Origin of the sequence: Bacillus sp. 196mf, from assembly GCF_003217275.1 — a bacterium.
Lineage (GTDB): Bacteria > Bacillota > Bacilli > Bacillales > Bacillaceae_G > Bacillus_A > Bacillus_A thuringiensis_S.
This window is the reverse complement of the sequence record NZ_QJTG01000004.1, coordinates 52,538-76,915: the sequence shown is the minus strand read 5'-3', so window position 1 is coordinate 76,915 and position 24,378 is coordinate 52,538. Positions and strand designations below refer to the sequence as shown.

The window sequence follows — 24,378 nt, the reverse complement described above, 5'->3', positions numbered from 1 at the left end:
AAAAAGCCTCCTATTTCATGTTCTGAACAGGAGGCAGCACAAATCATATAAAAAGACTATATATTCGCAGAGCGAAATACATCCCTTTTCTATAAATGTACAGACTAACCCTATTCAGAAGAATATTTCGTTTTTTAACGAAGATCTCTTACAAATAGAATTAGTTGATCATTGGGATGTCTTCACCCTTCCGTTTCGAATTTAAATAACACATACATACTCTATGTAAATCATTTTCGATGTATGCATGTCTCCTTTTAACTATTCTAGAAAGTTAAAGGCAATTCCTCTAAAGAACGCATTAAATAGTTACCTTGCCATTTAATTTCTTCACGATTCCCTTTTATTTTTAGTTCAGGCATTCGATTAAACAAATTAGTAATAGCAATCTTTGCTTCTAACCTCGCAAGTGGAGCTCCTAAGCAGAAATGGCTACCATGACCAAACGCAATATGACGATTATTTTCCCGAGTAATATCGAATACTTCTGGGTTTTCAAATACAGTTTCATCACGGTTTGCAGAAGCTAAGGCAATGACAACCATATCTCCTTTTTCGATTGTTCGGTCGTGAATTTGAAAAGGTTCCGCTGCCCATCTTGCAGTTGTAACCTCAACTGGAGAATAATAACGCAATCCTTCCTCAATAGCCGAATCAATTAGTTTTGGATTATCTTTTAATAACTGTAATTGATTTGGATTTTCAAGAAGTGCTAATACCGTATTTGTAATTAAATTCACTGTCGTCTCGTGACCTGCTACAATTAATAGCATTATCATTGAATATAGTTCCCGAGCGCTAAGTTTATGCCCTTCACTCTCTGCAAGTATTAAAGCACTCACTAAGTCTTCTTTTGGCTCTTTTCGTTTCATATCAACTAAATATTGAAGATATGTAATAAACTCAGATAGTTGTTTTTCGGTCTCTTTTATTTCTTCAGGTGTTTCTGGTGATGCAATAACAGCATGAGACCAAATTCTAAATTTCGCTTGATCTTCTTTTGGAATACCGAGCATCTCACTTATTACAATAATTGGTAACGGAAATGAATAATCATCCACAAGATTTAATGTACCTTTTCGCTCTATATCACTTATCAAATCATCTGCTATTCTCTCAATTCTTCCGTCTAATTGTGCAATCATCTTCGGTGTAAAAGCTTTTTGAACTAAAGATCGTAAACGACTGTGGTTAGGTGGATCTGAATTTAGCATATGTGTTGTTAAGTGGTCACTATTATCAACGGAAAGATACATGTTCTTTATATCTTGAGAAAACACATTTGTCCAATCTTTTTTTAAACGATTATCTTTTAAAAGTGGCAGAGCATCTTCATATCTAGTAATGAGCCATTCTTTACCGATTTCAACTTGGTTTACAAATAATATAGGTTGTTTTTTTCGCGATTCTTTATAAATTTCATACGCATCTTCTTTAAACTGAGCTGAAGCTAAATTAATGCCATCCTCTATGCTTAACCCAACTTTGTTTTTCATTGACATTGTATTCCCTCACTCTCATTTGTTTTTGAAAACCAACCCAACATATGCATTATACTCTAATAAAAACGTGAAAATTGTAAATTTTTAATCAAAATCTTACTTCGTATATTGAAAAATTAAAAAGTGAGAGAGTAAAATCGTTTCACTCTCCCACTTCTCTTTATGCGAAGCACATAAAATTACTAATTTGTTGATAGCGATAACTTACTTTACGACGACGACCACCTTGCCACGTGTAACCTGACACTCCATTTCTTCTCACTTCAGTCGGAAAAAACCATAAGTCCCTTCCGAAAGGACCAGGACGATGTAAGCGTAAATAGCCCCATCTTCCTAGACAGTTACACATCCATGATTTCATATTACCTGGTTGTGCCGGAGAAGCAAATGTAGACGGTAACGACGGCGCCTGTGACGGTGGTGGTGACGTTGGAGCATCCTCCGCATCATCTGGTCTATAGTCTTCTTGTTCAATATCTCTCACTTCATTTGTAGGTTCATACGCGTAGTTTTGTGGATTGTAATACATCGCTTGATCATATGGATAATTTTGTTGGTTATACATATTAACAAATCACCTTCTTTTCATTCATTACCTTTACCATTCATATGTGATATGCCCTCTCTGCGAAGCTTATGTATAGCCCAAATTCAACTTAAAAAGCTCGTATTATTAAAAATACGAGCTTTTCAAAAATAGAATGTGTTTATCATTTCCTTAACTTCACACTATAAAAACGCATTTCATCTAACGAACCTTCAAATTCAAATAATTCTTGTTTAATTAATTGTTTCAAGCGATACTCTAAGAAAGTATCTCCAACCAATTGTTCAACAAGACCAAGCGCTTCACCAATTACTCTAGGAGCTTTGAGGAACTCTCGATCAGCACCCACACTTTTCGCGCATTCAATTATAAATTGATCAAAATAATCTTCTTGTACAGAATGCACTTCATTTTCTTCCCACACTCTTAAACATTCAATGCTTTCCGATAATCTATCCCACTCATGTTCAAAATTCATGCGCTTCTCTTCAGTTAAAAAAGGTAACTTTACAAAACTTTTTTGGAATAGAGCTAAACTTTCAGGTGCTAATTCTCCCGTTCCACGAATATCATACTCTTGTTTTAATAATTCTCTACTTGCTTCAGACGTATTAATAATTCTAATGTTTTTCTTATCCTTTAATTGTGCCATTACAAAACTTAAGCCTACATGTTCATGTGCATTATCAGCCTTCCAAATTGTAATAGGCGTTTCAACAGGAATAGTATGTAGTTCTTCTATAGTTGCTATAAATCTTGATAAATATTCTTCTTCAAAATAACTATCATAAGCAGTTAAGTTATTTATTAACCACTTCTGTCTTGCTAGTTGCCCCTCATTCGTATGCAACCTATATATCGGTCCAATTGAAAAGAATTCCGAAAAAGCAACAACACTCTCTTCAAATAATTCTTCTTGACTTAACATATATTTTAAGCAACCAGCCGTTGAATCATCAAAAGCAATATGTATGTGCGTACTTTCTTTTACATTCCTTTTATAAGTAGGATTACTTGTTAATTGTTTCGGAATATCTATCAAATTTTTAATTGTATCTTCACTGTAGTTTTCTTCTAATAAGTTTAACTGTATGAGAATACTTTGAAGTAAATCTTTAGCCTCATCTTCGTACATATCCTCTACAGCATTTTTAATTTTATCTATCACACAAATCCCTCTATTCATTTCAAAAATAACGTAGATTATAGTGTATCATTTTAGTATAGTTCTTTAAAGTCAAATCCAGATTGCTACAGCAATCTGGATTTTCAACAAAAGCTTTCCTTATATTTTTGAATTGCTAAATATTTTACTTTGAAAATCTTTGTATCTAAATGTATAATTATATAAAAACAAAAATATAGGAGCTATATTTATGGATAAAGTACTTACAAATTATAAACATTACTTAAAAAATTGGAGATTTATATTTATTTGCATACTACCTACTATCGCCTTATTCGTTACTTTCTATGTCATCTTCGAACTACTGTTTCATCAAGATTTCTACTTATCTAACTTAATTTCTGCTATCATATTATTTTTAATATTTATTAACGTTAAAGATAAATTTAAAATTAAAGGCTAAAAACACTATTTCAAAATAGCCCTTTATTATTGCATCCTACTATAAAATAAGGCTCGTAGTAGATTTTCATAAAAAATAAGAGCACCCTGCAATTGGCCGCTCTTATGTGATTAGAGGTTTTTTCTGAGTATTAAGTAGGACACGAAGATCTTGTCCTACTACATAATATATGCTTGTACTTATTATTTCGTGCATGTATTAAGCACCATGTTCAGGTACTTAATATATGCATAATCATTGCTATAAAATCTACTCAAATATTTACTGTACGATTATCATATTTATAAATTAAAAAACATCCCCAATGGATGTTTTTTATCTAACATTTTAAGCTTCCATAAACTTAGCCGGTACACCAATTTTTTCAACTACAGAAGATATATTAGTAGGATTAATCATTACATTTTCAATACATACTAATTTATTTTCTAATATCCCATTCTCTGCAGTAATAAGTTCTTCAAACCGATCTAAAGTCATTGAGAATTTATGTTCACTTCCACCATTCATACTAACTTTTACATACTTCATAGTGTCACCGCCTTTCATAATAATTTACATTTCGACAAGAAGGCGCTTACATCCTTTTTATTTACCCTTAGATTTCTCACGTTTACATGTATTTTGAGAAAAGCAGCTACTATTATTTACTCACAAAATTATTGCTAATAAGAAAGATAAAGATAAAAATGCACAAAGTGGAATATATAAACCGGTATCCATTCTAGCAAAGTGTGTATCTTTTTGTCGTTTAAAGATACCAAAATAATTAAACTCACCAATTACTCTAATAGAAAAGACGATCATACAAATCCAGGAACCGACTTGAATAATAACATTAGGAACTGCAAAATGAAAAATTTTTGCTTGTTGCAACAAAATTATTGCTGCCATACTTAATAATAATGCAATGAACAATGTCATTCCGGCGCGAGGTGTAAACGCCTTTTCCCCTGATTTAGTTGGAATAACACTATTTGTCCCCCAATTACCTCCGAAAGCCCAATATACATGTAAAAAGCTAACTAAGAATAATATACAAACAGATATATATGTAATGATAAGCATTTTATCCTCCCCTTATTTTAGTTCCTATCTATAAAATATGCTATTCCCCTCCGCAATAGCAACCTTCATTTCATTACATAAAAAAACCGTAATGATTCATCAATATTAAGATAAGTCATTACGGGGTTATTAAACTTCATTATGCATTATACCTATTTCTTCGGCGTTCCATCCTTGTTTGACCTTGAACTGCATTTTCTTTGTATGGATCTATTTGCTCTGTCATTTCATATGTTGCAACTGGTTCTTCGTACTTATACTCATGGATTTTTTCTGGCATTTTACTTTTAGATTCTTTTCCACCAAACTTAAATAGTTTTATCCTTAATTTCGGTAATCTTGGAAGACGAATCTTAAATGATAATCTTTTGTGTTTCTTTTTTGGTCCAAGTAGATTTATATTTTCTTTATTATTATCTTTCTCTTTGCGGTGAATGAACATCGCGAGTAATCCTCCTATTACAAGTCCTCCAATTAATAGTAATATATATACATAATGGCTTGTCATTAAACTCGTTATGCGTTCAAGTATGACTAACGACTGTACTTCTTTTATATCCCATAGTAAAGCGGCCCATAATGAGAATAAGCCCAAAGTAAGTCCATATGTACGAAAACGGAATAAACATGGAATTAACGCGACACATGCAGCAATTTTCGCATTTGCTATGATTGAGCTTGTTGCAATATCCTGATGCCAAATAACTAACAGTAATGTTATAAATGGCGCATACGCTATCCAGCTGCATATACGTGAATACATCTTTTTAGCAAAATAACTACCGAAACTAGTAAAAAATAAAAGCCCTCCAATATATATAGATTGTTCTAGAGGGATTTGCTTTGTAAGTCCTGCAATTGGAAAGAGGCCGCTCAGTAGCATTAAGAGCACATCTAATTTCTTCACAATTCCCCATTCCTTTCAAATTTTTTCAATTAATAAAAATCGTTTTTCCATATGAAATAGTTTTTGTATTTCTAAAAAACATATTAATCCTGTCTGCACATAAAGTAAATATGTAAACGAAAAGATACTTGACAAAGGATATCCTTATTTACATAAAAAAATGACAAATCCTGATCGATATAACGAGCAGGATTTGTTTACAAGTATTTAAAGTAGAATAATTGAATCTTTCTTTTCTACTTTTACTACATCTACATCCAATTCATCATTAAATTCTTTAAACTCTCTTGCATCTATGTCAGTAATATAACTCTTTATTATCTTTTCCATATGCATGGAATATGTCATGTGTACATTCTTTTTCGAAAGCATACTAGAATTACAGCACATGTAATGTATCATTTTAGCGATATAATCCCTTTCTACAGGTTTTACACCTAATGGTAGAATTTCAAGTATATATCGCTGAAAAATCTCACTACAATTAAGTGAATATTCACCAGTGCTATAATACATCCCTTTTTGATCTGCATATAAGCCAATGCTATCTAGAGCATCATCAGATTCTATTACACCGTAACTTGGTACATCAAAACCTGTATTTATTCTAATAATATTTAAATTTGGAACCTTTAACACCTCTGGAACAATATCAGGTAAAATATCTATATTAATTTCTTTATTTTGTAACTCTTTTATCCAATATTTTCTCAAATTTGCATCTACAATGAAGTAAACTTGTTTATTTTTTTCTTTTGCATATTGTACAATTTCCATTAATGTTTCGAAAACATATTGTTTAAAAAGAGCTCCCATATCATTTCTCTTTGATGGTTGTGGTAAAAATGCATTATGTTTATTTATATTTAATAATACGTAATCAATCGTTTGCCACTCTGTACTCCCATATAATTTATATAAAATTTCTTTTCCTTTTATTTTTGAAAAAATAGGTAAGAAATCGAATTTCGATATTCGTTCAATTGATAAACTAACATATGTACAAGGTAGATTTATCTTATTCCAACTACGCCTCAAAAATCCTTTTTGTTCTAATAGACTAAAAACACTATTTACAATTGTTTTACGAGATACATTTTGGCCTATAAATAAATTAATAAATGTTGAAATACGGTTTGTTCGTGCAAATCCCTCTCTAATGATTTGTTTTGGATCAATTTTTTCGCGTCCATCACAATTTTTCATCGCGATTAATGCTAATGTCGCATCACTGCGCTTACCCGCGGTAGCATAGACAGCTTTCTTAACATCATCTACAAGATTTGTTTTATATTTTTGGCAATATTGCATTTTATATGGATTTTGTAACACCTTTTCAATATTGTATCTCACAATCTTTAATAACACTGGAAAATCTGTATTCAATACATAAAAATTTTCACCAACTTTAGTCAAAACAATTTCGCTATCAAGTAATGCTTGTTCTATTTCCAGCGCTATATTTTCAGACCAAACTTCTAATATTAATGTCTCTAATCCTTTTGGTGCAAATAAAGGAAATAATTCATTTTTGTTATTTGTAGCTACCTTTTTACATTCTGGAAGTATTGTGAAATAAGAGAATTTACGCTGAAATTCTTTAAATAAATACTCTCTTTCCTTTACTGTTATACCCGGTTCTATTTTAGTACCTTGAACTTTATAAATTCTCTCATTGTATGGAAATAACACCCTTTTATTTTCTCCTACAATATAATCTTTCGGATATTGGAGAATATGGTCTAAATCCACCTCTCCCCCTATTTGAAAATCATCTTTTAAATTTCTAAATATCTTAATCCATTTCATGCCGGTTGTAGCTTGTTGTATTTTTAGTTTTACAAACCGTATTTTTTTATTATTTGACGCAAACTCTGAGGTAGAAATCAATATCATGCCTCGTTTTCGTCTTAAAAGTAAAGGAATATCTGGATGATTATATTCTTGATATTAAGGCTGTTTTTATAGGCATTTCGTATAAGTGTGATTTAACTGATAAAAGCTATTTTCAAAGACGACATATTAGCGATAATTTATGTCTATTTCGAATAGGTGTTAGCAAGTTCGTTTGCAAACTTGTTAGCACTTTTTTATTTCTTCTATTGCACTTGTCCTAAAAATAGATACACCTCTTTTATCCGTTTTTTTATCCTTGTAAATATCCTGTTATATCGGTGTTTTCGCTCATAACCTTTTCTAAATGTTTTCAATCTTTTTCTACAAAGTGGAGCAAATGTGGGGCATCACTATAAAAAAATGAATCTACTAAGATAGAGAGTTAAGGCATTAGAAGGCGAAAATCAACAGTTAAAATCCCAGTTAAAGAAAGATTTAGGAAAAGTTTATGAAAATTTATAAGTAAAAAAATCCGACTCGTAAGACTAGAGTCGGATTTTTTGAATAACAATTTTCACATGCATTAATAATATGCTTTTAATTTTTCAAAATTTACGCTTAACACCTATATAGAGGTGTTAAGAAATACTACAGATACCATACTATTAGAAATATTTCGATCCAAAAATACTGAAAGCGCATCCGTCCGATTAATAGGATTACCTGGAAGGTTAGTTGTCCAGGTGACTGAAGCGTTTGGTGTTATTACATAAGGGGCATTGTTGGATACTTTAACAGGCTGTGGGCCAATATCGGTAGGCCTAATTGTAAATATTATTGTACCTGTAATACTAGCGGTTACTGTAAAAGTAATTGTAGCAATGATATTACCTATTGGAGGAGTGGCTGCATTATTAGGTACGTTTTTGCATACTTGAAATTGATAGGTATTGGCTTGTAAGTTATTTGTATTTGTAGATATGGCAAATCCAACTATTGATCCATCACCTCCTACTGTATATGGAATTGTCGCTGATTCAGGGCCAGGTGATCCTACTAGTATTTGAAATCCGGCGTTAGAGCCACCATAAATAACTTCTTTTGTAGAGCTAGTAGAAACGGGACCTGTGGCTCCTGTAGCTCCCTGAGATCCAGTTGGCCCTTGAATCCCTTGGAGTCCTTGAGGTCCAGTGGGTCCAGGAATACCTTGGATACCTTGGATGCCTTGGATACCTTGAAGTCCAGTTGGGCCAGTAGGTCCAATAGGTCCAATAGGTCCTGGATTACCTTGGATACCTTGGATACCCTGAAGTCCAGTCGCACCAGTTATTCCAGTGGGGCCAATAGGCCCAATAGGCCCTGGATTACCTTGGATACCCTGAATTCCTTGAATCCCTTGAGGTCCAGTGGGTCCAGGAATACCTTGGATACCTTGGATACCTTGAATGCCAGTTGGGCCAGGTGCCCCTGTAGGTCCAGTTGGGCCAGTCACTCCGGTTGATCCTCCAGGTGGCCCTGTAGGTCCAGTTGGGCCAGGTGGCCCTCCAGAAGGTCCGGTCGGTCCGGTCGGTCCAGGTGGTCCTCCGGAAGGTCCGGTCGGTCCAACAGCTCCAGAAGGTCCAGTCGGCCCTGCAGAACCTGGGACGCCAGGAATACCTTGAGGTCCGGTTGGTCCAGGAATACCTTGAATACCTTGAATACCCTGAACCCCTTGAATGCCTTGAATACCTTGAAGTCCAGTTGGCCCGGTTATTCCAGTGGGGCCGATAGGTCCAGGAATGCCAGGAATACCTTGAATGCCTTGGATACCTTGAAGTCCAGTTGGGCCAGTGGGGCCGATAGGTCCAGAAATCCCAGGAACCCCTTGAGGTCCAGTAATACCTTGAGGTCCAGTAGATCCTGGGTCACCTTGAATGCCTTGAATGCCTTGAATACCTTGAATACCTTGGACACCTTGAGGTCCAGTTGGCCCTGTCGGTCCAGGTGGTCCTGGTGGTCCACCTGATGATCCAGTGGGTCCAGGCAGTCCAGTAGGTCCAGTTGGCCCTGTCGGTCCAGCTTCGGGGATGGGGAATGCACAAGGAAATGGTATATGATTGCACTTATGGAATTTATCCATTTTACACCTCTCTTAGAAAGAAAAATTTAGTCACTATATAATCTATGTAGTAGTAAAAATTGCGATCTAATTAAATAGTGTACAGACAAGTTTGATGTTGAGAATTTCAAACTTTATTCAAAGGGTAGTTGCTATTTGATGAGGATAATATCGTATTGAGAGGGGAAATTGCACGTACGTTATATGTTACGCTTATTTTGTCCTAACGATTGGCAATGAATAAAAAAAGCGTATATCATTACCGCCACAGATAATCAAATTTGGAAGTTCAGAATCTTATCTTCCGTATATAACAGCATCTTTTTTAATTAATATAATTGAATCGGGATAATTTAAATAGTGTGGGTGAACCACTTTATATTTTATTCATAATAAGGGCTTGTCACATGCCCATCAACTTAAGTAAACAAATACACTCCAAAACCATAAAATGAGCTTTTGGGTTACAAGTTAGCACAAAATTTCGTTGTGGGGATACTAACAAATTTTAGCTTGCTGGCTATGTGGTACCGCCAGCATTTCGGAAACCCCCATGCTAAGCAACAAATACAATAAGTTGCTCATATGGACAGCTCATTTACATAATTCCTGTTATCGAAATTCAATGTATCTAGAAATTCATAAAAATGCTTTCCAGATCACTTAGCTGGAGGACATTTTTTGTTCACATGATTCTCGATGTAGGAAATGAATAAATATGATCTACTTAAAATTAGCTCCCGCTCTTAGTAATTGGATAACTACTTAAAACCGAAAAGGAATTTGCCAATTTTGTTGCAAAACTCAATGGTGGTTCAACAGATTGGAGATGAATATACATAATCAATGGTTTCATATATAACCAATGATTATGTAAGGCGCTAACAATAATCCCTTGTTGAACAATTGATTGCATAAATAAAGGAATTTCTTCTTGTAAAATAGCGATTTCTCCATAGTTCAACGCATTGCCCTTTTGATCTAACGATCCTAAAGATACCCCAACCGGTATCACCGAGGTGCTTGGTCGTTCTTGAACAAACACTTTAATATTACGACGCAATGAAACAGAACAAACACCCTGATTTATGTTGCTTTTTCCATTAAGAATTTTAGCAAATTGTTCACAAAGGAAATTAAGGTTGTTCATAAATCTGATACCCCTTTCTTATCAGATAAAAGTTACTTCATAAGTATAATACTCGTCCATTAGCTTTTATAGAAGTAATTTAAGAAACTCTTATTTAGATAATAAGAAAACACTCCACATCATATTCACTTCTAATTTAATTTAAAAACACCAAAAATATATTTTAGGGACGTTCTTAAAATATTAATACCTGTCGGTACATGATTGTTTTTCCTCAAAGAAATCACCAGTTTAAAAAATTATGATTTTCTGGATAGGTTAGAGTGATACAGGATTTTGTAGGTAGAAAACATATCCCGATAATTCAAATCAGTTCATATTTATCTAGTTAATACTCTTTAAGGGAATCAAATTTCTTTTTGATAATTCATATTTTATTCGATTTCAAAAAATGTACTCCTTATTAAAACATTCAACATCATTATATTTCCTCTTACATTCATGTCTCTTTTTATCTCTTGAGAAACTTGTCAACAGAACCGAGATTAATTCATCTACATGAACTATTTAATGCTATTGAACATAATAAATTCTTTTACAATGATACATACTATCCTTATATAAATTATTATAATACGAACATGCAATCCTAAAAGGAGGCGCTACTTGTGTCTGAACATATAGAGATTATTTTGAGAACACTGTTATCTTTCTCGATTTTATTTATCGGAGCTAAAATATTAGGTAAGCAAATTATCGCTGAAATGAATACCTTTGATTTTATTGGTGCTATCTCTATCGGAAGTATTATTGCAAATTTAGCATTTAATTTAAATGTAAAAACTCATCATGCAGTCATCGCTTTTCTTATTTTAGTATTTATCATTCTAATGGTTAGCTATATATCCATGAAAAGTCGGATAGGGAGAAAAATATTTGCTGGAAATCCGACAGTCATTATTGAAAATGGGAAAATTCTAGAAAATAATATGCGGAAAATGCGCTATTCTCTAGATTATTTAAACCAGCAATTAAGAGAGAATGGTATTTTCAACATTGAAGAAGTTCTTTATGTCGTAGTTGAAACAAATGGTAAGATATCTGTTTTGAAAAAACCTGAATATCGTAATGTTACAAAACAAGATTTGAATATACAAATAAAAAAAGAGTCTAAACTCCCCATCGAGCTAATTATGGATGGAGAAATTATGACAGAAAACCTAAGGCAAAACAATCAGACAGAGTTAGGGTTACAATGTGAACTAAAAAAACGTAACCTTCACTACAAAGATGTTACATATGCTGTACTTGCAGCAAATGGAAATATTTATATTGATACATATAAAGATAACATTGCTTCTCCAATGGACCAAGAATAGGCTATTTCTTCTAAAAATACATGTGAACATATCGTTGTAATTCTTCCGCAAATGTTTGTAGTTCATCTTGAACGATCCATAAGAAAATATCATCCTTTCTAATCTAGCTTGTTTAGAAAACATAACATTTTTTGATACTTGCGTGGTATTAAAGTTTCTTAAGTTAATGGACATGTAATGAGAACCCATCGCCCTCAAGCTAAAATTTTATAAACACCAGAATGAAAGTTTTTGTCTTTTACGGTACCAAAGCTTATTTTTATTATTTTGGTGACAACTTGCTCTGTTAGCCTGCTGGACATGTGTCTGTATCCCTAACTGATTTCTTAAATTTATTGTTACACACCTTGTTTAATACTTAGACATAATATATAACATTTCATTTAAATATATTAAAAGAGGTGAATTATTGTGATGAATTATTATCTTAACAGCAACAGAGTAATGGCTGGGAGCATTACAATTCATTCAGCACAACCGACAATACATGCAATGCATCATGCATTGTTGTATGCAATGCAACAATGTTGCCCTGAAGCTATACATTATTATCCAACTATACAATATACACATCAAAGTATATATCCATATCCAGCTGGATTTAGAACAACTCCTTATCATTAAAACTCATCTTGTTTTTGAGTGTGAGTGCGGGGTTCATAAATACGGAAACCTTATCTATGAAATTTGGAAAAAGAGAAATAAAAACATCCGATTATCTTGAAAACTCGATGAAACCTATATAAAAATCAAAAGAAAATGGTGTTATTTATATCGTGTCATTAAGTTTGATAAACTAAAAAAGCCGCCTCAAGGCGGCTTTTATTTTTGTTAATCAAACTATTCTTTTGTTTTATTTTTTAATGTACTCGTACCACCAGTCTCTTTCATCCATCCAAGCTGTAATCTTATCAAGCTCGCCATTAGGTAGTACTTCAGTTTGTAAGTACGCTAAACCAGTTAATGGATCAGAGACAACCTTCCCTTTTGTTCCACGCTCATTCATAGCATTTACGACTTCCTGAACCAGTGAAATGCCAAACCCACCAGATTTAACGTATTGATAGCCACCATTAGCAACAGATTGTTCTGTTTGTTCCTCTCCTGTAAACCAAGATAACGGTTTACTTCCAATCAATTGGTTCAAATCACACTTACCGATACCAGGTACATTACCTGTCTCTGTGTATTGCCAAATATCGCATGGATAAGCTGGCTTGTTACCACCATAACGAGGAATCCAAACAAAGTCAGCCTTTACATTTGCCATTCCAAACGGAGCATACATATGGTGGCCAACATATAAACCAACTTTCTGAGCGCCTAATCGGCGTAATTCATCGATAAACGCTTGTGTACCGACTCTCATATCCTCCATTGTTTTTACTTCCACATCAGCAACCCAGAATGTTGCGTCCTTGTCTCCACGATTCCAGAAGTCTCGAGCTTCTACACGTGCGTCATTTTCAGAAACGAAACGACAGAATGCATAGTTCCCAAAAGAAATGCCGTGCTGCTTCATAGCTTGTACATACCCTTTATATAATGGATCTACATAATTTGAACCATCTTGTACACGAGCGATAATAAAATCAATGTGTTGTTTTGCTACAGGCCAATTAATATTACCATTCCATTTTGAAATATCTACAATGTGTCCCATTATTGAACATCTCCTTTTTTTTCTTCTTGTTTTTGTTTACCACCTAAAATTTCAACTGCATTTGTTAGAGGTTGCGGCAACGGAATACCCATACGACCAGCATTTTCTAAAAGTGAAAGTAATTCATTACCCATGAAGAAGAAAATTGTTGCTTCACGCATAGCACTATTGCTTCCAAGTGCTGTATCTAACTGAGTCGCCACTCCAACCAAAAGAAAAAGCACCACCTTTTTAGCGATGCCCTTAAAACCAACTTTACTTTTCAACTCTCCGTTATATCCTGCTGCGCATACTCCTGTTAAATAGTCGATAGCTGCCATGATAACTAGAACTTTCAATGTTGTATCCCATCCTCCCAGAAAGTATCCGCAAAAACCGCCGAAGGCTGCTACAAATGTTTTCATTAATACATCAATACGATCCATCTTTTCACTCCTTATTTATAATAAAAAAGAGAGACGCTTGTCCCTCTTTCAATAAGTACTTTTATTTTAAGGTTTTATATCATTCCTTTTAATATTAAACCCAAAACCGACATTGTGATTGCGCTAATAATAATTCGTAAAATCCAAGTTGTATTCATACTAATCTTTTCTAATTGCTTATTAATTGTAGCGATGTCTTTCTCATTAATTGTTGTGCGAGTTTCTAAATTACGAATATCACGCATAATTTCTTTTTGTTCTGCTTTTAAACTATCGATTTTTACATATACATCTTCCAATACATTCACATCCTTTTGTCATCTTAATAAAGCAATCTTTATATGATATGAGACAACCTTATTCATGGTGAATACATCGTAGGAATTTCCATACAAAAGCCGTATTTTGTACAAAATAAAAACAGCTTATGGCTGCTCTGGTTTCTTATCATTTAAATTTTGAAGTAACAGTTGTTCTAAAACTTCAATTCTACGGTTCATTTGTTTATTTTCTTCTTTTAACTCTTGAATTTCAGCATCTTTCGCTTGTTTTTCTTCTTGAAATGCCTTTATTTGAATTGCTACTGAAGAATATATTTCAGCTGCATTTCTTGTTTTTGTAACAAAACACTCAGGAGTATTTTCATCATCTGCAATCCACCCATAGTGAGTTTCTATATCGTTTGTTGTAAGAATTTGGTCCCCTTCAACACGATTCATTCGCTTCTCATACAAGTCTTCTATATCTGTTTTCAAGTTGTATTGTTGGATTTGAAGTGCCATAATTTTTTCTATTGCGCTAAACTGCACGTCACGAATATTTGTTTTGTATTCACGTTTCGATGCCGTTTGAAAAGCTGATGCTGTAACAGCGTTATATGCACTTCCTGACCCATTTTTAACCTGAAGTGTTGTATATCCATCAACGTTACCGTTTCGTAGCATTACTGTTTGGAATCGAAGGTCTGTTTCAGCGTTGGGCGTTGCAACTATATCAAGCATATTTTTTCCTTTTAAGTTGAATACAATGGAAGACTGACTGTCCATCCATACGGATTTAGATCCACCTTTTAACGTTATTCCACCAGCAGAGTCTACCCAAAATGCGTTCGATGGATTAGATACTGTGAAGGTAGCACCGTTGGCTACTTCAACCCAATATGATCCATTTTTTGCATACTGACTTATACCTTTGCCAGAAGTGATAATTGTATGCCCACCAGAATTGACCTCTGTATTCTGATTACTTTTCATAAACAAAGCCCCACCAGTAAGAATATCTACGTGGCTAACAGAATCTAAACGAATTGTATTAGTATAAGCACTCAATTGTTTATCAGACCTTAGGGTGACTCCGTTATTACCAGTAATATAAATATAGTTATCTCCATTAAGAGATACATCCCCTTTTGTATCCACATTTAATTTAGCGCAATAATGTGGAGTTTGATCCGCATCATAACCTTTAACAATACCAAAGCTACCAGTATAGTAATTTTCTCCTTTCACTGGGAATTGAGATATTGTTAAAGTACCATCGCGGAAACGTGATGTATCCACATCATCATGCATAAGTATTGTTGGTTGTATTTGGCTATCAACAGCTCTTTTGTAATAACCAATAAACATTCGCGTTAAATTCGATTCCATCAAGCGTATGAATTGTTTTTGGATGTGTACATAGTTAGTACCGTTGTCTGTCCGTACTGTAGAACCAACTATCTCTCCACCACGTACTAAGTTACCGTTTAGTACACCCGTTGTAATGAAATCAGCGACAATCCTTCCATCCATTGTGATTGCCGTATTATAGGGTCCATTAATGCCTGTGGAGGAATAACCAAATCCATTGATATTCCATTGCCACACTTTTTTAGCGGTTCTTTCATCAGCTGTATCCATAATCAAAATTCTTTCTGGATATATACGAACATGGCCACCGAAACCGCTATTGATTAAATTCGTAGCATTTTCGCGTGATTGTTCTAATATTGATTTTTCCATTCCTTTAACGTTGTTTTTAATACCATTGACGCTATCTCTAATATCATTGAAGTTATTCTCAACATTATCAACTCTGTCTGTTATATCAACAAATGACTCTTTAAAATTGCCTAATGTCAATTCGATATACTCTTCATTGATCGGGTCGTATTTGTAATGATTAACTTTAGCTTCAATTTCGAAACCGTCTTCTTCATGTATAACTGTTACTGTATCTCCCATATATACACGTTGTAATACCGCCAAATCTTTATACTCTTCAGTTTGAGATAGCTCTTGAAACTCTACTTTATATGTCGCTTTTGGATAATCAACATGTTGTTCATCGTACATTTTTTTTGCGGCATTGCGTAACATTTCATATGCTTGTGGTAACGGAACTGCGTCTTCGTCGTCAGCATAATCACCAATAGCTGCTTTAATGTGTTCAAATTCAACAACTCTAATTTTAGGTTTAATATATTTACTAGCGTTATAGCTTTCCACGTACTTTTCTGGTAACAGTAGTCCATCAAAACCTTTAGGCATCATTCGAGTTATAACACCTTGCCAATCAACATCGCCTTCATATCCTAATAAATCTTTTTTGTGTTGAATAACAACACCGCGATCTTTTCCACGTTCTCTTAGCATGTGGACGGTGAAATTATCCCTTTTTAATTCCCCGCCCCAACGACTAAGAAAAGAGTTGTCCTGGCTGTTATCAAGTATTGCTTCGACTGGGTTTTTTCTAACCAAACGAGAACTAGAAATTGTATTGATATCACTAATGAAATTAAAATTAGTGTTATATTGCATACGTTCTTTCATTTGTTGTAATGCTGCTTGTCCGCCCTTTTCTTGAATAAATGTATCTTCAATCAAGTTATCAACGAGATCATAGAATACGTGATAACAAAATACGTGTAATTCACCCATAGAAGGTGCAGGTCGTGCTACACGAAACAATTGATTGCCATCAGGTGTTGGCGCTTTGATTAAACATTGACCACCTATTTCTAATCCATGCGGAGCGAATAACGGATATTTAAAACTTAAGACATATAAACCATTTAATTCTTCTTCAATAACTGCATCGTAAATATTATCGTCTAAAATACCTATACCATTGTGAGTAAAATCCGTTTCAGTTGGTTTATATAATGTAATCATAAGTAACGCCACCTCGGGTCAATTTGTAACTTTGTAACAGTTCCAGTCCATTTTATTGTGTTTGCACCTTCAAAGAATGTGGGAAAATTACCGATCATATTACTATTCATCGGCGTAGTGTTCGAATATGCTTCTTTTAACTCGGAATCAATTACTACTGAACTATTTACATTTTTAATTAAGAATGAAACATCATTTATCGTAACAGTAATTGATCCACTACCAAAAATCGTTATTTTAGGTAATGAATACTTAGTGCCCGAGTTTACAAGAGTAGTTGTCTTAGTTATTTCCAAAGGTTGTAGAATAGCGTATTCGAATGGATCAGCTACAAAAGTAACTTCGAATTGTCCATATTCTTCTATTTCATTAGCGATACTACCTATTTCCACACTTTTTATTTTTCTATAAACGTTATCATCTGTAAAAGAAAGGGTTTTAGCGTTCAATAGCCAAGCTTTTATACGTCGTAACAATGATTTGATGTTATAATCTTCTAACAAGTTAAAGTCAATCTTGAAAGTAACGTCTTCATAACCATTTTTCTTTGTTAATGATCCGGTTTCTCTACCAGGAACTTCAATAAACTCTATTTTTTCTTTTGCTGTTGGTATGTCAGGGCGCTCTACCATACAAAGAAGATAGTCACGTCCTAATATTTCATTTATTCGAATATCAACCACGTCGCGCCCTCCCTATACCGATATTTAACATTTGTCCTTTCTTTGCAAACCAATCATCAGCTTTTTCAAACATTTTATTTAGATCACTTTCATTTTTAACAGTTGTATTAAAAGTCACTTCATTTTTAATTTCTTGTGGTTGTTGTTGCTGATTAGCGTTAACACCTTTACTCAATGACAATGAATTGTTAACAATGTTAGGTAAATTAGAAAGAATACCATTGCCACCTATTGTTTTAGTAATCCTTTGTACCGTATCTCCTAGTGCACCTCCAGAAGAGAATGGAGCTAATGGAACGCCTTGATTTAAATTAACAGCTAATGCCCTTGGCGCGGCGAATGATTCTGGGGCAATTCCTTGATTTCCTGTATTATCGTTAACACTTATAGAATAAGAACTGCTAAATGGATTTAATTTGTTTAAAATGCCACCCGCTTTATTCCACGCTCTTGTAACCGTATCGATAATACCGTTCATTACTCTTATAATAGAATTCCAAAGATCATAAAAGAAACCAACTACACTATTAATCGGTTTGTAAACACTTTGAAGGATATCTGAAACATAACTCCAATTGCTACGAACGATGTTAGAGATATAATTGAATGTTCCAGACACGCCAGAAGACAACCTATCCCAAGCGCCAGTTACATTAGATACGACATTGTTCCAAATACCAGAAGTTATGGCATAAACTACATTCCAAGCGCCTTCAATTCTGCTTTTCACTTCATTTACTGCATTACTAATATTCGAAGTTATCGTATTCCAAACTCTCGAAATAGTAGAAGTTATTTCATTCCATTTGTTGGATGTTGTATTTTTAGTTGAAGTCCAACCGCTTGTAACAGTATCTGTTGCTTTATTTATCTTGTTCCTAATATATCCAACAATCTCATTCCAAACATCAGAAATAAACGTCGAAACCGCGTTCCACGCCTTTGATGTTATATTTAATACGTAATTCCAACCTTCCTGTATTTTAAGTTTTATAGGGCCCAAAAATTCATTTACAGTATCAGTGATCCATTGCCATGCTTCACGGATTATATTAGTAATCCAATTCCACGCTGTACTGGTTGCACTTGTGATTGCATTCCACAATTCTGTGATAGTGTTAACTAACATATCTCTATATTCTATAAAAGTAGAGGAAATAGCATTCCAAGCTTCTTCGATGTAAGGTTTAATCCATTCCCAGAATTGTGTTACCGGTTCTTTTATTAATTCCCATCCTAAAATGAAAGCAGTTAATAACAACTGTAATGGGAATGTTATGATTTGGAATAGAATATTCCAAGCTACTTGCGCGATCTCTTTTAAACCTTCCCAGAATGCTGAGAAACCTGATTTTACAGCTTCCCATGCGTCAGAACAAATTTGTTTGAACGAATCCCATGTACTTGAAAACCATTCAATCGTTGCTGTCCACATTTCATTTGCTATGTTACCAACTTCAGCCCAAAAGTTATTCCAATTATTTTTAAACTCTTCCCATTGTTGACTAAACCATTGCGATATCATATCCCATGCCATTTGAATCGATTGGGTTACATTATCCCAACCTTTAGAACAAGCATCGCTAATTGTCGTCCACAATTCTGACATCCATGTTGAAAATTGGCTCCATTTTTCTTTAAGCCAATCTGTAATACCTCCCCAGTTGTTAAATATAGCTATAACTGCTACGACTGCTGCTATTATTGCAGCTATTGCGGCTACAACTAATGTGACAGGAGCACCAACAAATGCAGCTATTACGGTGATTACTACTCCTATCGCTTCAGCTATAGCTGAAATCCAACCTATTAGAGTACCGATAAAACCAATTACCGAACCGATGGCGGTTATTATCGTTCCTATGGCTGTTATCGTAGCTCCTATGACTATTAATAATGGGCCAATTGCCGCCGCTAATGCTGCAATAATTACGATTGTTTGTTTAGTTTTAGGATCAAGTTTAGAAATCCAATCCATTAGTTCTTTTAGTTTTTCGACAGCTGGCATTAACGCTGGCAATACTTCTATACCGAATTGAACAGCTAAAGTGTGCAGCGTTTGTTGTAATTCTTTGAATTTATTCTCAGGAGTGTCTTGCATCTGTTCAGATAAATGTTTAACCTCACCAGTTGCATTGCGAGCATCATCAGACATTTTCTTCAGTTTTTCTCCGCCACTATGAACAAGTATTTGCCAAGACGCTAAATGTTCTTTACCAAATATCGTAGCTAATGTAGCGTTTTGTTGTTCTTGTGTCATACCTTGCATACTATGTTCAAGTTCATCTATAACTTGTGGCAATTGTTTCATTTTTCCGTTTGTGTCATACGCGTCGAATCCCATTTTAGACATAGCTTTTGACATTGCTTTTGTCGGTTTAGCTAAGTTAACGAAACCTGATTTTAAAGCCCTTGCCGCAACTGTTGCTTCGATACCATTAGATTGCAACATACCTACAGCAGAAGCTGTTGTTGATAAATCTTGTCCAGCGGCATTTGCAGTAGGTCCGATAATTGACATCGACTCAGTTAACGAATGTACACTAGCTTTAGTATGATTGGCTGTATAAGCAAATATATCAGCCATTTTATTGATACCTTCTATATTCTGTTTAGCATTGTTAGTTTTCTGCCCAGTAGCCTCATAAGCAGAACCTAATCCATCCACAGTTTTTGCTAAGTCTTCATTTGCTCCTCGTGCAGTGTGGAGGGAGACGGTCATGATCTGCATTGCTTCTTCCGCTGTATATCCATCCTTAACTAACACAAGTAAACCTTCATTAATCTTTTCGGTACTAACACCAAACTTTTGAGAGTTAGCAAGAGAACTATCCCACATCCTCCCCATAACTTCATTAACCTGTTGAGATGTTAGCCCGGTTGCATTTACCTCTTTTCGAATGTCAGCCATTTCATGTTGGAATTTAGATGCTTCTTTTGCAGCATAACCCATAGCACCAGCTATAGGAGCTGTAACTTTCATCGACATGTCTTTCCCTACATCAGAAACATTTTTCCCAACTTCTTTTACTTTGTTACCGAATTCTTGAACGTGTGATTTAGCTGTTTTAAAGCTGTCTCCAACTCTTCTTTCTAGAGCTTGTGTTTCTCTGCCTAGTTCAATTTCAGCTTGTCTCGCTCTATTTAATTCGGTTTCTAACCTTTTAACTTCTTCCGATCCCGCGCCGAATGCTGTTTTAGCATTATTTAATTGTTGCGCTAAGTTTCTAGACTGTTCACCAGCGTTTTGTTGTGCTTGCTTTAAATAGTCATATTGTAATTTTGCCTTGGAAGTTTCTGAAGCGTTCTTTCCTAGTGAAGCTGCTTGGAGATCGTACGCCGATTTTAATTTATCAGCTTCAGTTTTTAAACTGGAATGGGCTGTTTTCAAACCTTCTAACGCTTGCTTTGACTTACCTATTTCACTATTTCGTAATGCTTCAGCTTGTTTAGCTTCTTTTAATGATTCGGTAGTAGTTTTTATTTTGTTAGAAATTTCAGCTTCAGCAATTTGTGCACGTCGTAACGCTTCTTCAGCTTTCTTTGTTTCTGTAGCGTTTTCTCCCCACACTTGTTTTGTTCTTTGAAGTTGTTCTGCTGTCTCTCTTGTTTTGTTTTTAGCAATATCATATTGCTTCTCAAGTGTGGATAGCGAAGTCTTATATTTATCGACGTCAGTTCCAGTTAACTTCATTTGTGTTTGAGCTAACTTTAACTCTTGTGTTAAGGCTCTGTTCGCCTGATTCATTTCGTTTATCTTAGCTTTATAATCGGCGGTGTCAGCCTTAAACTTAATTATGGTTTCTTTTGAGGGAGTAGCCATCTATTTTCCACTCTCCTTTTCTTGAATATAGGCTTTCCACCCTTCGTAAGCACTTTTGTTTTCTGCGATCCTTTGAACATCACGTAAAGGAAGATTCCAGAAGTCATGCTCCGATATTTCGAAAATAAATACGTATAGACTGTATAAGTCCACAACGAATTCAATTTCGAATTTAGGAAGTTTTAAGCCTTTTTTCCTGCTTTTTGTTGGAAACCTTTTGCCATGTTGTTTTTAGCTTCTTTTTTTATAACCGCACCGAAATAATCGAACGCTTCTGACATATCAACTTCATACACTTCCATGAATGCTTCAAATTCCATATATCCAGTAGGATTTGCTTGACGATAAGCCGCATAAACAATACGGAACGTATCTAATAAATCAATGTTCTGAATTCCACCAGCATTTAATAAAGTACTTAAAAATCCTTTATCGATAATTCCTTCTTTTTCTAATTTGAATAATGTTAAAGCTGTTAAGTTAGGATTTGCTTTCACTACTTCACCAGTTGATAACGTAATTTCTTTTGTCATGTAATATCTCTCCCTATTATCAAAATTAAAAGGCACTCATAAAGAGCGCCTTTGATAGAACTTATATGGAAATATTAAGCCCCAGTTTTTTGTAAGTTTGCAGGATCAAATTTAGTTAACCAAGCTTGGGAAACTGTTTCTGTTAAATTGATACCTTCATAATAGAATTTTCCATATTGATCTGGTAATGCAGTAATTTCTAATTCAAATTCCGCTAGTTCTTCCGCTCCGTTTTCCACACTCTTTACGAAACCTGTTGCAGCCGAGCAGTTAGGGAATGCAATTAAACGCTTGTTTGATTCGAAAATATCATTCTCTTCAGCAACAAACGCAAAATCTTTACCCATGCTATTAATTCCGTACGCAAATACATCTGTTATTAATCCAGTATTTGAAATACCGAAAATGTCACGAATAACTTTCAATTTCATATGACCACTAATTTTAACTGTTAATAGCGTTGGCTTTGATTTTTTCTTTTCGGTAACGCCACCACATTTCTTTTCAATCGATTTAATTTCTGTTTCTGCATCTAATTTACCCACACAACCGAATGGCTCTGTTATCGATGCACCTTTAAAAAGTACACTTGCGTTTTTAAGCTCGACTGCATCAAATACATCAACTGTAACTGGCATATTATTGCCCTCCTAATGTTTTATTTATTTGTTCTATTAAAGATTTATTTAATTCCTCAATAGAGTAATTTACTTTTTGTTCAACACCGCGCTCCATAAACTTTTGCGGCATTTTCTTTTTACTTGTGCCTACTCCTAAATCTGGGAATACAAGATATTTGTATTTAACCTTAGGTTTAAGAGTTAAGGTTAAGTTTTCTTTTGTATCTCCATTAATGGATTTATACAGTTTGGCATGTAGTTTTTTTCTTTTTGAAATCGGCATTAAACCAAGAATAGACTTTTGCATGACAGGCGAAACGACTTTATCTAAATCTCGATTAATGATTTTCTCAGCAACATCTGGTAATCGCTCAATATTCTTTTGATACGCTTCTACTTGTGCCGTATCAATACTAAACTTAGCAGACAACTCGAACGTTCCTCCTCAATTTGAATGTCAGTACGTCCACAAATAATCCGGTTTTTTCTTTTTGCATCTTATCCTTGAGCGATTTATTACATACATGGCCAGTTTTTTTTAGGCTATTCATAAAACGTATTTGCAGCACATCTAAATCCTCGCGATTTTCTGAGAAATAATACACTGTAACATCTTGAGTTAAAATCACAGGACTAGTCCTTTCAAAACCATCAGTCTCAAACACCACATGATTAATTGTGGACAGATTAACTTCATCTTCTTGCACAATATCTTGATAAACCTTAGCGCCATCAAAGAACGATTCTAAGTGTTCAACTAGTTTGATATTATACTTCTCAAACAACTCATCTTGTGTCATCTAGACCACCTACCTTTTGCAAGTATAAATACATGCTATTTTTAAAACGATCCGCTTTAATGATGCTATAAGAACGTCCTCGTAATTCAATTATTAGGCTGTCCACATCCTTATTCTTGAACATAGGAGCGTATAATGTTTCAATCTTCATATCTAACTTTTTATCAATACTTTCAGCGTATTGAATATCAACTTCACGACACGAAAGTTCCGAAAATCTAAGTTTGATAATCTCAACATTTTCACGTCCGATTACTTTTTTAGCGCTATTCCGGATTGTTTTACTTTCCTTAACGCTAATAAGTCCATCATTAAAGGTTTTTCGATGTTGTTCAATCGCCATTGTTCTTTTTCCTTTCATCGATTGCGACGTGTAATATCAATCGTGAAAGTGGTTGTCTAAAGTTACTTTCGAAACTATCTAATGCATTGTTGTATTCATAACGAATACGGTTAATAACTAGCTCCCTTGCGGATAAATGGACGGCTAGATCAAGTTCAGCGCCTACTAAATCATTAATATAGTAAACGGAACGATCTATAAGCTTTATGATGTCCTTGTCTTCTTCATCCCAAGTGATTGCTAGTGCATGTTTTACATCTTCTAACAAATCAAAAGGCGACTGTAACGTCGCCTGTGATTGATTGTCACTCATAAAG

At 34.5% G+C, this 24,378-nt stretch carries 24 protein-coding genes and 1 pseudogene; 4 read left to right on the top strand and 21 right to left on the bottom strand.

The window, feature by feature from the left end; translation table 11 throughout:
* Positions 1-266: 266 nt before the first annotated feature.
* From ATL10_RS08730 to ATL10_RS08720, 3 genes are all read right to left on the bottom strand, one after another.
* Positions 267-1,502, bottom strand: coding sequence for a cytochrome P450 family protein (locus ATL10_RS08730; RefSeq protein WP_090977962.1), 1,236 nt, complete (start codon positions 1,500-1,502; stop codon positions 267-269).
* A gap of 160 nt (positions 1,503-1,662) precedes the next feature.
* Entirely contained in the window at positions 1,663-2,067 is a 405-nt protein-coding gene (locus tag ATL10_RS08725; RefSeq protein ID WP_110496761.1) for a hypothetical protein, read from the bottom strand.
* A 145-nt stretch (positions 2,068-2,212) separates the two neighbouring features.
* On the bottom strand, positions 2,213-3,217 hold the full coding sequence (locus tag ATL10_RS08720) for a DUF1835 domain-containing protein (protein ID WP_110496759.1): 1,005 nt from the start codon (positions 3,215-3,217) through the stop codon (positions 2,213-2,215).
* A 208-nt stretch (positions 3,218-3,425) separates the two neighbouring features.
* On the opposite strand from ATL10_RS08720, the gene ATL10_RS08715 reads away from it, so the two are divergent.
* Positions 3,426-3,638, top strand: coding sequence for a hypothetical protein (locus tag ATL10_RS08715; RefSeq protein ID WP_000362073.1), 213 nt, complete (start codon positions 3,426-3,428; stop codon positions 3,636-3,638).
* A gap of 327 nt (positions 3,639-3,965) precedes the next feature.
* On the opposite strand, the gene ATL10_RS08710 is transcribed toward ATL10_RS08715, so the two are convergent.
* From ATL10_RS08710 to ATL10_RS08680, 6 genes are all read right to left on the bottom strand, one after another.
* Complete coding sequence (locus ATL10_RS08710; RefSeq protein ID WP_000878368.1) at positions 3,966-4,169, bottom strand: hypothetical protein; 204 nt, start codon at positions 4,167-4,169, stop codon at positions 3,966-3,968.
* A 120-nt stretch (positions 4,170-4,289) separates the two neighbouring features.
* Positions 4,290-4,706: a DUF3995 domain-containing protein gene (locus ATL10_RS08705; RefSeq protein WP_000905591.1), complete on the bottom strand. Its 417-nt coding sequence runs from the start codon at positions 4,704-4,706 to the stop codon at positions 4,290-4,292.
* Between the two features lie 139 nt (positions 4,707-4,845).
* Positions 4,846-5,613: a DUF3959 family protein gene (locus ATL10_RS08700; RefSeq protein WP_000732179.1), complete on the bottom strand. Its 768-nt coding sequence runs from the start codon at positions 5,611-5,613 to the stop codon at positions 4,846-4,848.
* Between the two features lie 207 nt (positions 5,614-5,820).
* The gene (locus ATL10_RS08695; protein WP_110496757.1) at positions 5,821-7,503 is read right to left on the bottom strand and encodes an RNaseH domain-containing protein; all 1,683 of its coding nucleotides are present in this window, start codon (positions 7,501-7,503) and stop codon (positions 5,821-5,823) included.
* A 571-nt stretch (positions 7,504-8,074) separates the two neighbouring features.
* Positions 8,075-9,568, bottom strand: a complete 1,494-nt coding sequence (locus tag ATL10_RS08685; RefSeq protein WP_110496755.1) for a collagen-like domain-containing protein — start codon at positions 9,566-9,568, stop codon at positions 8,075-8,077.
* Between the two features lie 712 nt (positions 9,569-10,280).
* Positions 10,281-10,697 carry a DUF1259 domain-containing protein gene (locus ATL10_RS08680; protein ID WP_110496753.1) on the bottom strand — a complete coding sequence of 139 codons (417 nt, stop codon included), beginning with the start codon at positions 10,695-10,697 and terminating at the stop codon, positions 10,281-10,283.
* A gap of 608 nt (positions 10,698-11,305) precedes the next feature.
* Here ATL10_RS08680 and ATL10_RS08675 point away from each other — a divergent pair.
* The 3 genes and pseudogenes from ATL10_RS08675 to ATL10_RS31810 all read left to right on the top strand — a co-directional run.
* Positions 11,306-12,016, top strand: coding sequence for a DUF421 domain-containing protein (locus tag ATL10_RS08675; protein WP_110496751.1), 711 nt, complete (start codon positions 11,306-11,308; stop codon positions 12,014-12,016).
* A gap of 414 nt (positions 12,017-12,430) precedes the next feature.
* Positions 12,431-12,640, top strand: coding sequence for a hypothetical protein (locus ATL10_RS08670; RefSeq protein ID WP_110496823.1), 210 nt, complete (start codon positions 12,431-12,433; stop codon positions 12,638-12,640).
* 31 nt (positions 12,641-12,671) lie between these two features.
* Positions 12,672-12,815: pseudogene (locus tag ATL10_RS31810) on the top strand (DDE-type integrase/transposase/recombinase); the annotation flags it as partial.
* A gap of 54 nt (positions 12,816-12,869) precedes the next feature.
* On the opposite strand, the gene ATL10_RS08660 reads toward ATL10_RS31810, so the two are convergent.
* From ATL10_RS08660 to ATL10_RS08605, 12 genes are all read right to left on the bottom strand, one after another.
* Complete coding sequence (locus ATL10_RS08660; RefSeq protein ID WP_110496749.1) at positions 12,870-13,679, bottom strand: GH25 family lysozyme; 810 nt, start codon at positions 13,677-13,679, stop codon at positions 12,870-12,872.
* The gene (locus tag ATL10_RS08655; protein WP_110496747.1) at positions 13,679-14,104 is read right to left on the bottom strand and encodes a phage holin family protein; all 426 of its coding nucleotides are present in this window, start codon (positions 14,102-14,104) and stop codon (positions 13,679-13,681) included. The genes ATL10_RS08660 and ATL10_RS08655 overlap by 1 nt, the downstream gene beginning before the upstream one ends.
* Before the next feature lie 74 nt (positions 14,105-14,178).
* Positions 14,179-14,403, bottom strand: a complete 225-nt coding sequence (locus tag ATL10_RS08650; protein ID WP_000390479.1) for a hypothetical protein — start codon at positions 14,401-14,403, stop codon at positions 14,179-14,181.
* A gap of 126 nt (positions 14,404-14,529) precedes the next feature.
* The gene (locus tag ATL10_RS08645; protein ID WP_110496745.1) at positions 14,530-17,259 is read right to left on the bottom strand and encodes a phage tail spike protein; all 2,730 of its coding nucleotides are present in this window, start codon (positions 17,257-17,259) and stop codon (positions 14,530-14,532) included.
* Positions 17,256-17,942: a phage tail protein gene (locus ATL10_RS08640; RefSeq protein ID WP_110496743.1), complete on the bottom strand. Its 687-nt coding sequence runs from the start codon at positions 17,940-17,942 to the stop codon at positions 17,256-17,258. The genes ATL10_RS08645 and ATL10_RS08640 overlap by 4 nt, the downstream gene beginning before the upstream one ends.
* Positions 17,935-21,765 carry a phage tail tape measure protein gene (locus tag ATL10_RS08635; RefSeq protein WP_110496741.1) on the bottom strand — a complete coding sequence of 1,277 codons (3,831 nt, stop codon included), beginning with the start codon at positions 21,763-21,765 and terminating at the stop codon, positions 17,935-17,937. Before ATL10_RS08635 ends, ATL10_RS08640 begins: the two co-directional genes overlap by 8 nt.
* A 182-nt stretch (positions 21,766-21,947) precedes the next feature.
* Entirely contained in the window at positions 21,948-22,298 is a 351-nt protein-coding gene (locus tag ATL10_RS08630) for a hypothetical protein (protein WP_110496739.1), read from the bottom strand.
* A gap of 74 nt (positions 22,299-22,372) precedes the next feature.
* The gene (locus ATL10_RS08625; protein ID WP_110496737.1) at positions 22,373-22,936 is read right to left on the bottom strand and encodes a phage tail protein; all 564 of its coding nucleotides are present in this window, start codon (positions 22,934-22,936) and stop codon (positions 22,373-22,375) included.
* Between the two features lies 1 nt (position 22,937).
* Positions 22,938-23,348: a hypothetical protein gene (locus ATL10_RS08620; protein ID WP_110496735.1), complete on the bottom strand. Its 411-nt coding sequence runs from the start codon at positions 23,346-23,348 to the stop codon at positions 22,938-22,940.
* Positions 23,338-23,718, bottom strand: a complete 381-nt coding sequence (locus tag ATL10_RS08615; RefSeq protein ID WP_110496733.1) for a hypothetical protein — start codon at positions 23,716-23,718, stop codon at positions 23,338-23,340. The genes ATL10_RS08620 and ATL10_RS08615 overlap by 11 nt, the downstream gene beginning before the upstream one ends.
* The gene (locus ATL10_RS08610) at positions 23,705-24,061 is read right to left on the bottom strand and encodes a phage head-tail adapter protein (protein ID WP_110496731.1); all 357 of its coding nucleotides are present in this window, start codon (positions 24,059-24,061) and stop codon (positions 23,705-23,707) included. The genes ATL10_RS08615 and ATL10_RS08610 overlap by 14 nt, the downstream gene beginning before the upstream one ends.
* Positions 24,051-24,374, bottom strand: coding sequence for a hypothetical protein (locus ATL10_RS08605; RefSeq protein WP_110496729.1), 324 nt, complete (start codon positions 24,372-24,374; stop codon positions 24,051-24,053). Before ATL10_RS08605 ends, ATL10_RS08610 begins: the two co-directional genes overlap by 11 nt.
* Between the last annotated feature and the right edge of the window lie 4 nt (positions 24,375-24,378).

Excerpts from the sequence above, each read along its gene's own strand:
- ATL10_RS08655 (WP_110496747.1), bottom strand. The coding sequence starts at position 14,104 with ATGGATCGTATTGATGTATTAATGAAAACATTTGTAGCAGCCTTCGGC.
- ATL10_RS08710 (WP_000878368.1), bottom strand. The coding sequence starts at position 4,169 with ATGAAGTATGTAAAAGTTAGTATGAATGGTGGAAGTGAACATAAATTC.
- ATL10_RS08670 (WP_110496823.1), top strand. The coding sequence starts at position 12,431 with ATGAATTATTATCTTAACAGCAACAGAGTAATGGCTGGGAGCATTACA.
- ATL10_RS08610 (WP_110496731.1), bottom strand. The coding sequence starts at position 24,061 with ATGGCGATTGAACAACATCGAAAAACCTTTAATGATGGACTTATTAGC.
- ATL10_RS08680 (WP_110496753.1), bottom strand. The coding sequence starts at position 10,697 with ATGAACAACCTTAATTTCCTTTGTGAACAATTTGCTAAAATTCTTAAT.
- ATL10_RS08615 (WP_110496733.1), bottom strand. The coding sequence starts at position 23,718 with ATGACACAAGATGAGTTGTTTGAGAAGTATAATATCAAACTAGTTGAA.
- ATL10_RS08685 (WP_110496755.1), bottom strand. The coding sequence starts at position 9,568 with ATGGATAAATTCCATAAGTGCAATCATATACCATTTCCTTGTGCATTC.
- ATL10_RS08705 (WP_000905591.1), bottom strand. The coding sequence starts at position 4,706 with ATGCTTATCATTACATATATATCTGTTTGTATATTATTCTTAGTTAGC.
- ATL10_RS08660 (WP_110496749.1), bottom strand. The coding sequence starts at position 13,679 with ATGGGACACATTGTAGATATTTCAAAATGGAATGGTAATATTAATTGG.
- ATL10_RS08630 (WP_110496739.1), bottom strand. The coding sequence starts at position 22,298 with ATGACAAAAGAAATTACGTTATCAACTGGTGAAGTAGTGAAAGCAAAT.
- ATL10_RS08645 (WP_110496745.1), bottom strand. The coding sequence starts at position 17,259 with ATGATTACATTATATAAACCAACTGAAACGGATTTTACTCACAATGGT.
- ATL10_RS08715 (WP_000362073.1), top strand. The coding sequence starts at position 3,426 with ATGGATAAAGTACTTACAAATTATAAACATTACTTAAAAAATTGGAGA.
- ATL10_RS08635 (WP_110496741.1), bottom strand. The coding sequence starts at position 21,765 with ATGGCTACTCCCTCAAAAGAAACCATAATTAAGTTTAAGGCTGACACC.
- ATL10_RS08625 (WP_110496737.1), bottom strand. The coding sequence starts at position 22,936 with ATGCCAGTTACAGTTGATGTATTTGATGCAGTCGAGCTTAAAAACGCA.
- ATL10_RS08605 (WP_110496729.1), bottom strand. The coding sequence starts at position 24,374 with ATGAGTGACAATCAATCACAGGCGACGTTACAGTCGCCTTTTGATTTG.
- ATL10_RS08725 (WP_110496761.1), bottom strand. The coding sequence starts at position 2,067 with ATGTATAACCAACAAAATTATCCATATGATCAAGCGATGTATTACAAT.
- ATL10_RS08730 (WP_090977962.1), bottom strand. The coding sequence starts at position 1,502 with ATGTCAATGAAAAACAAAGTTGGGTTAAGCATAGAGGATGGCATTAAT.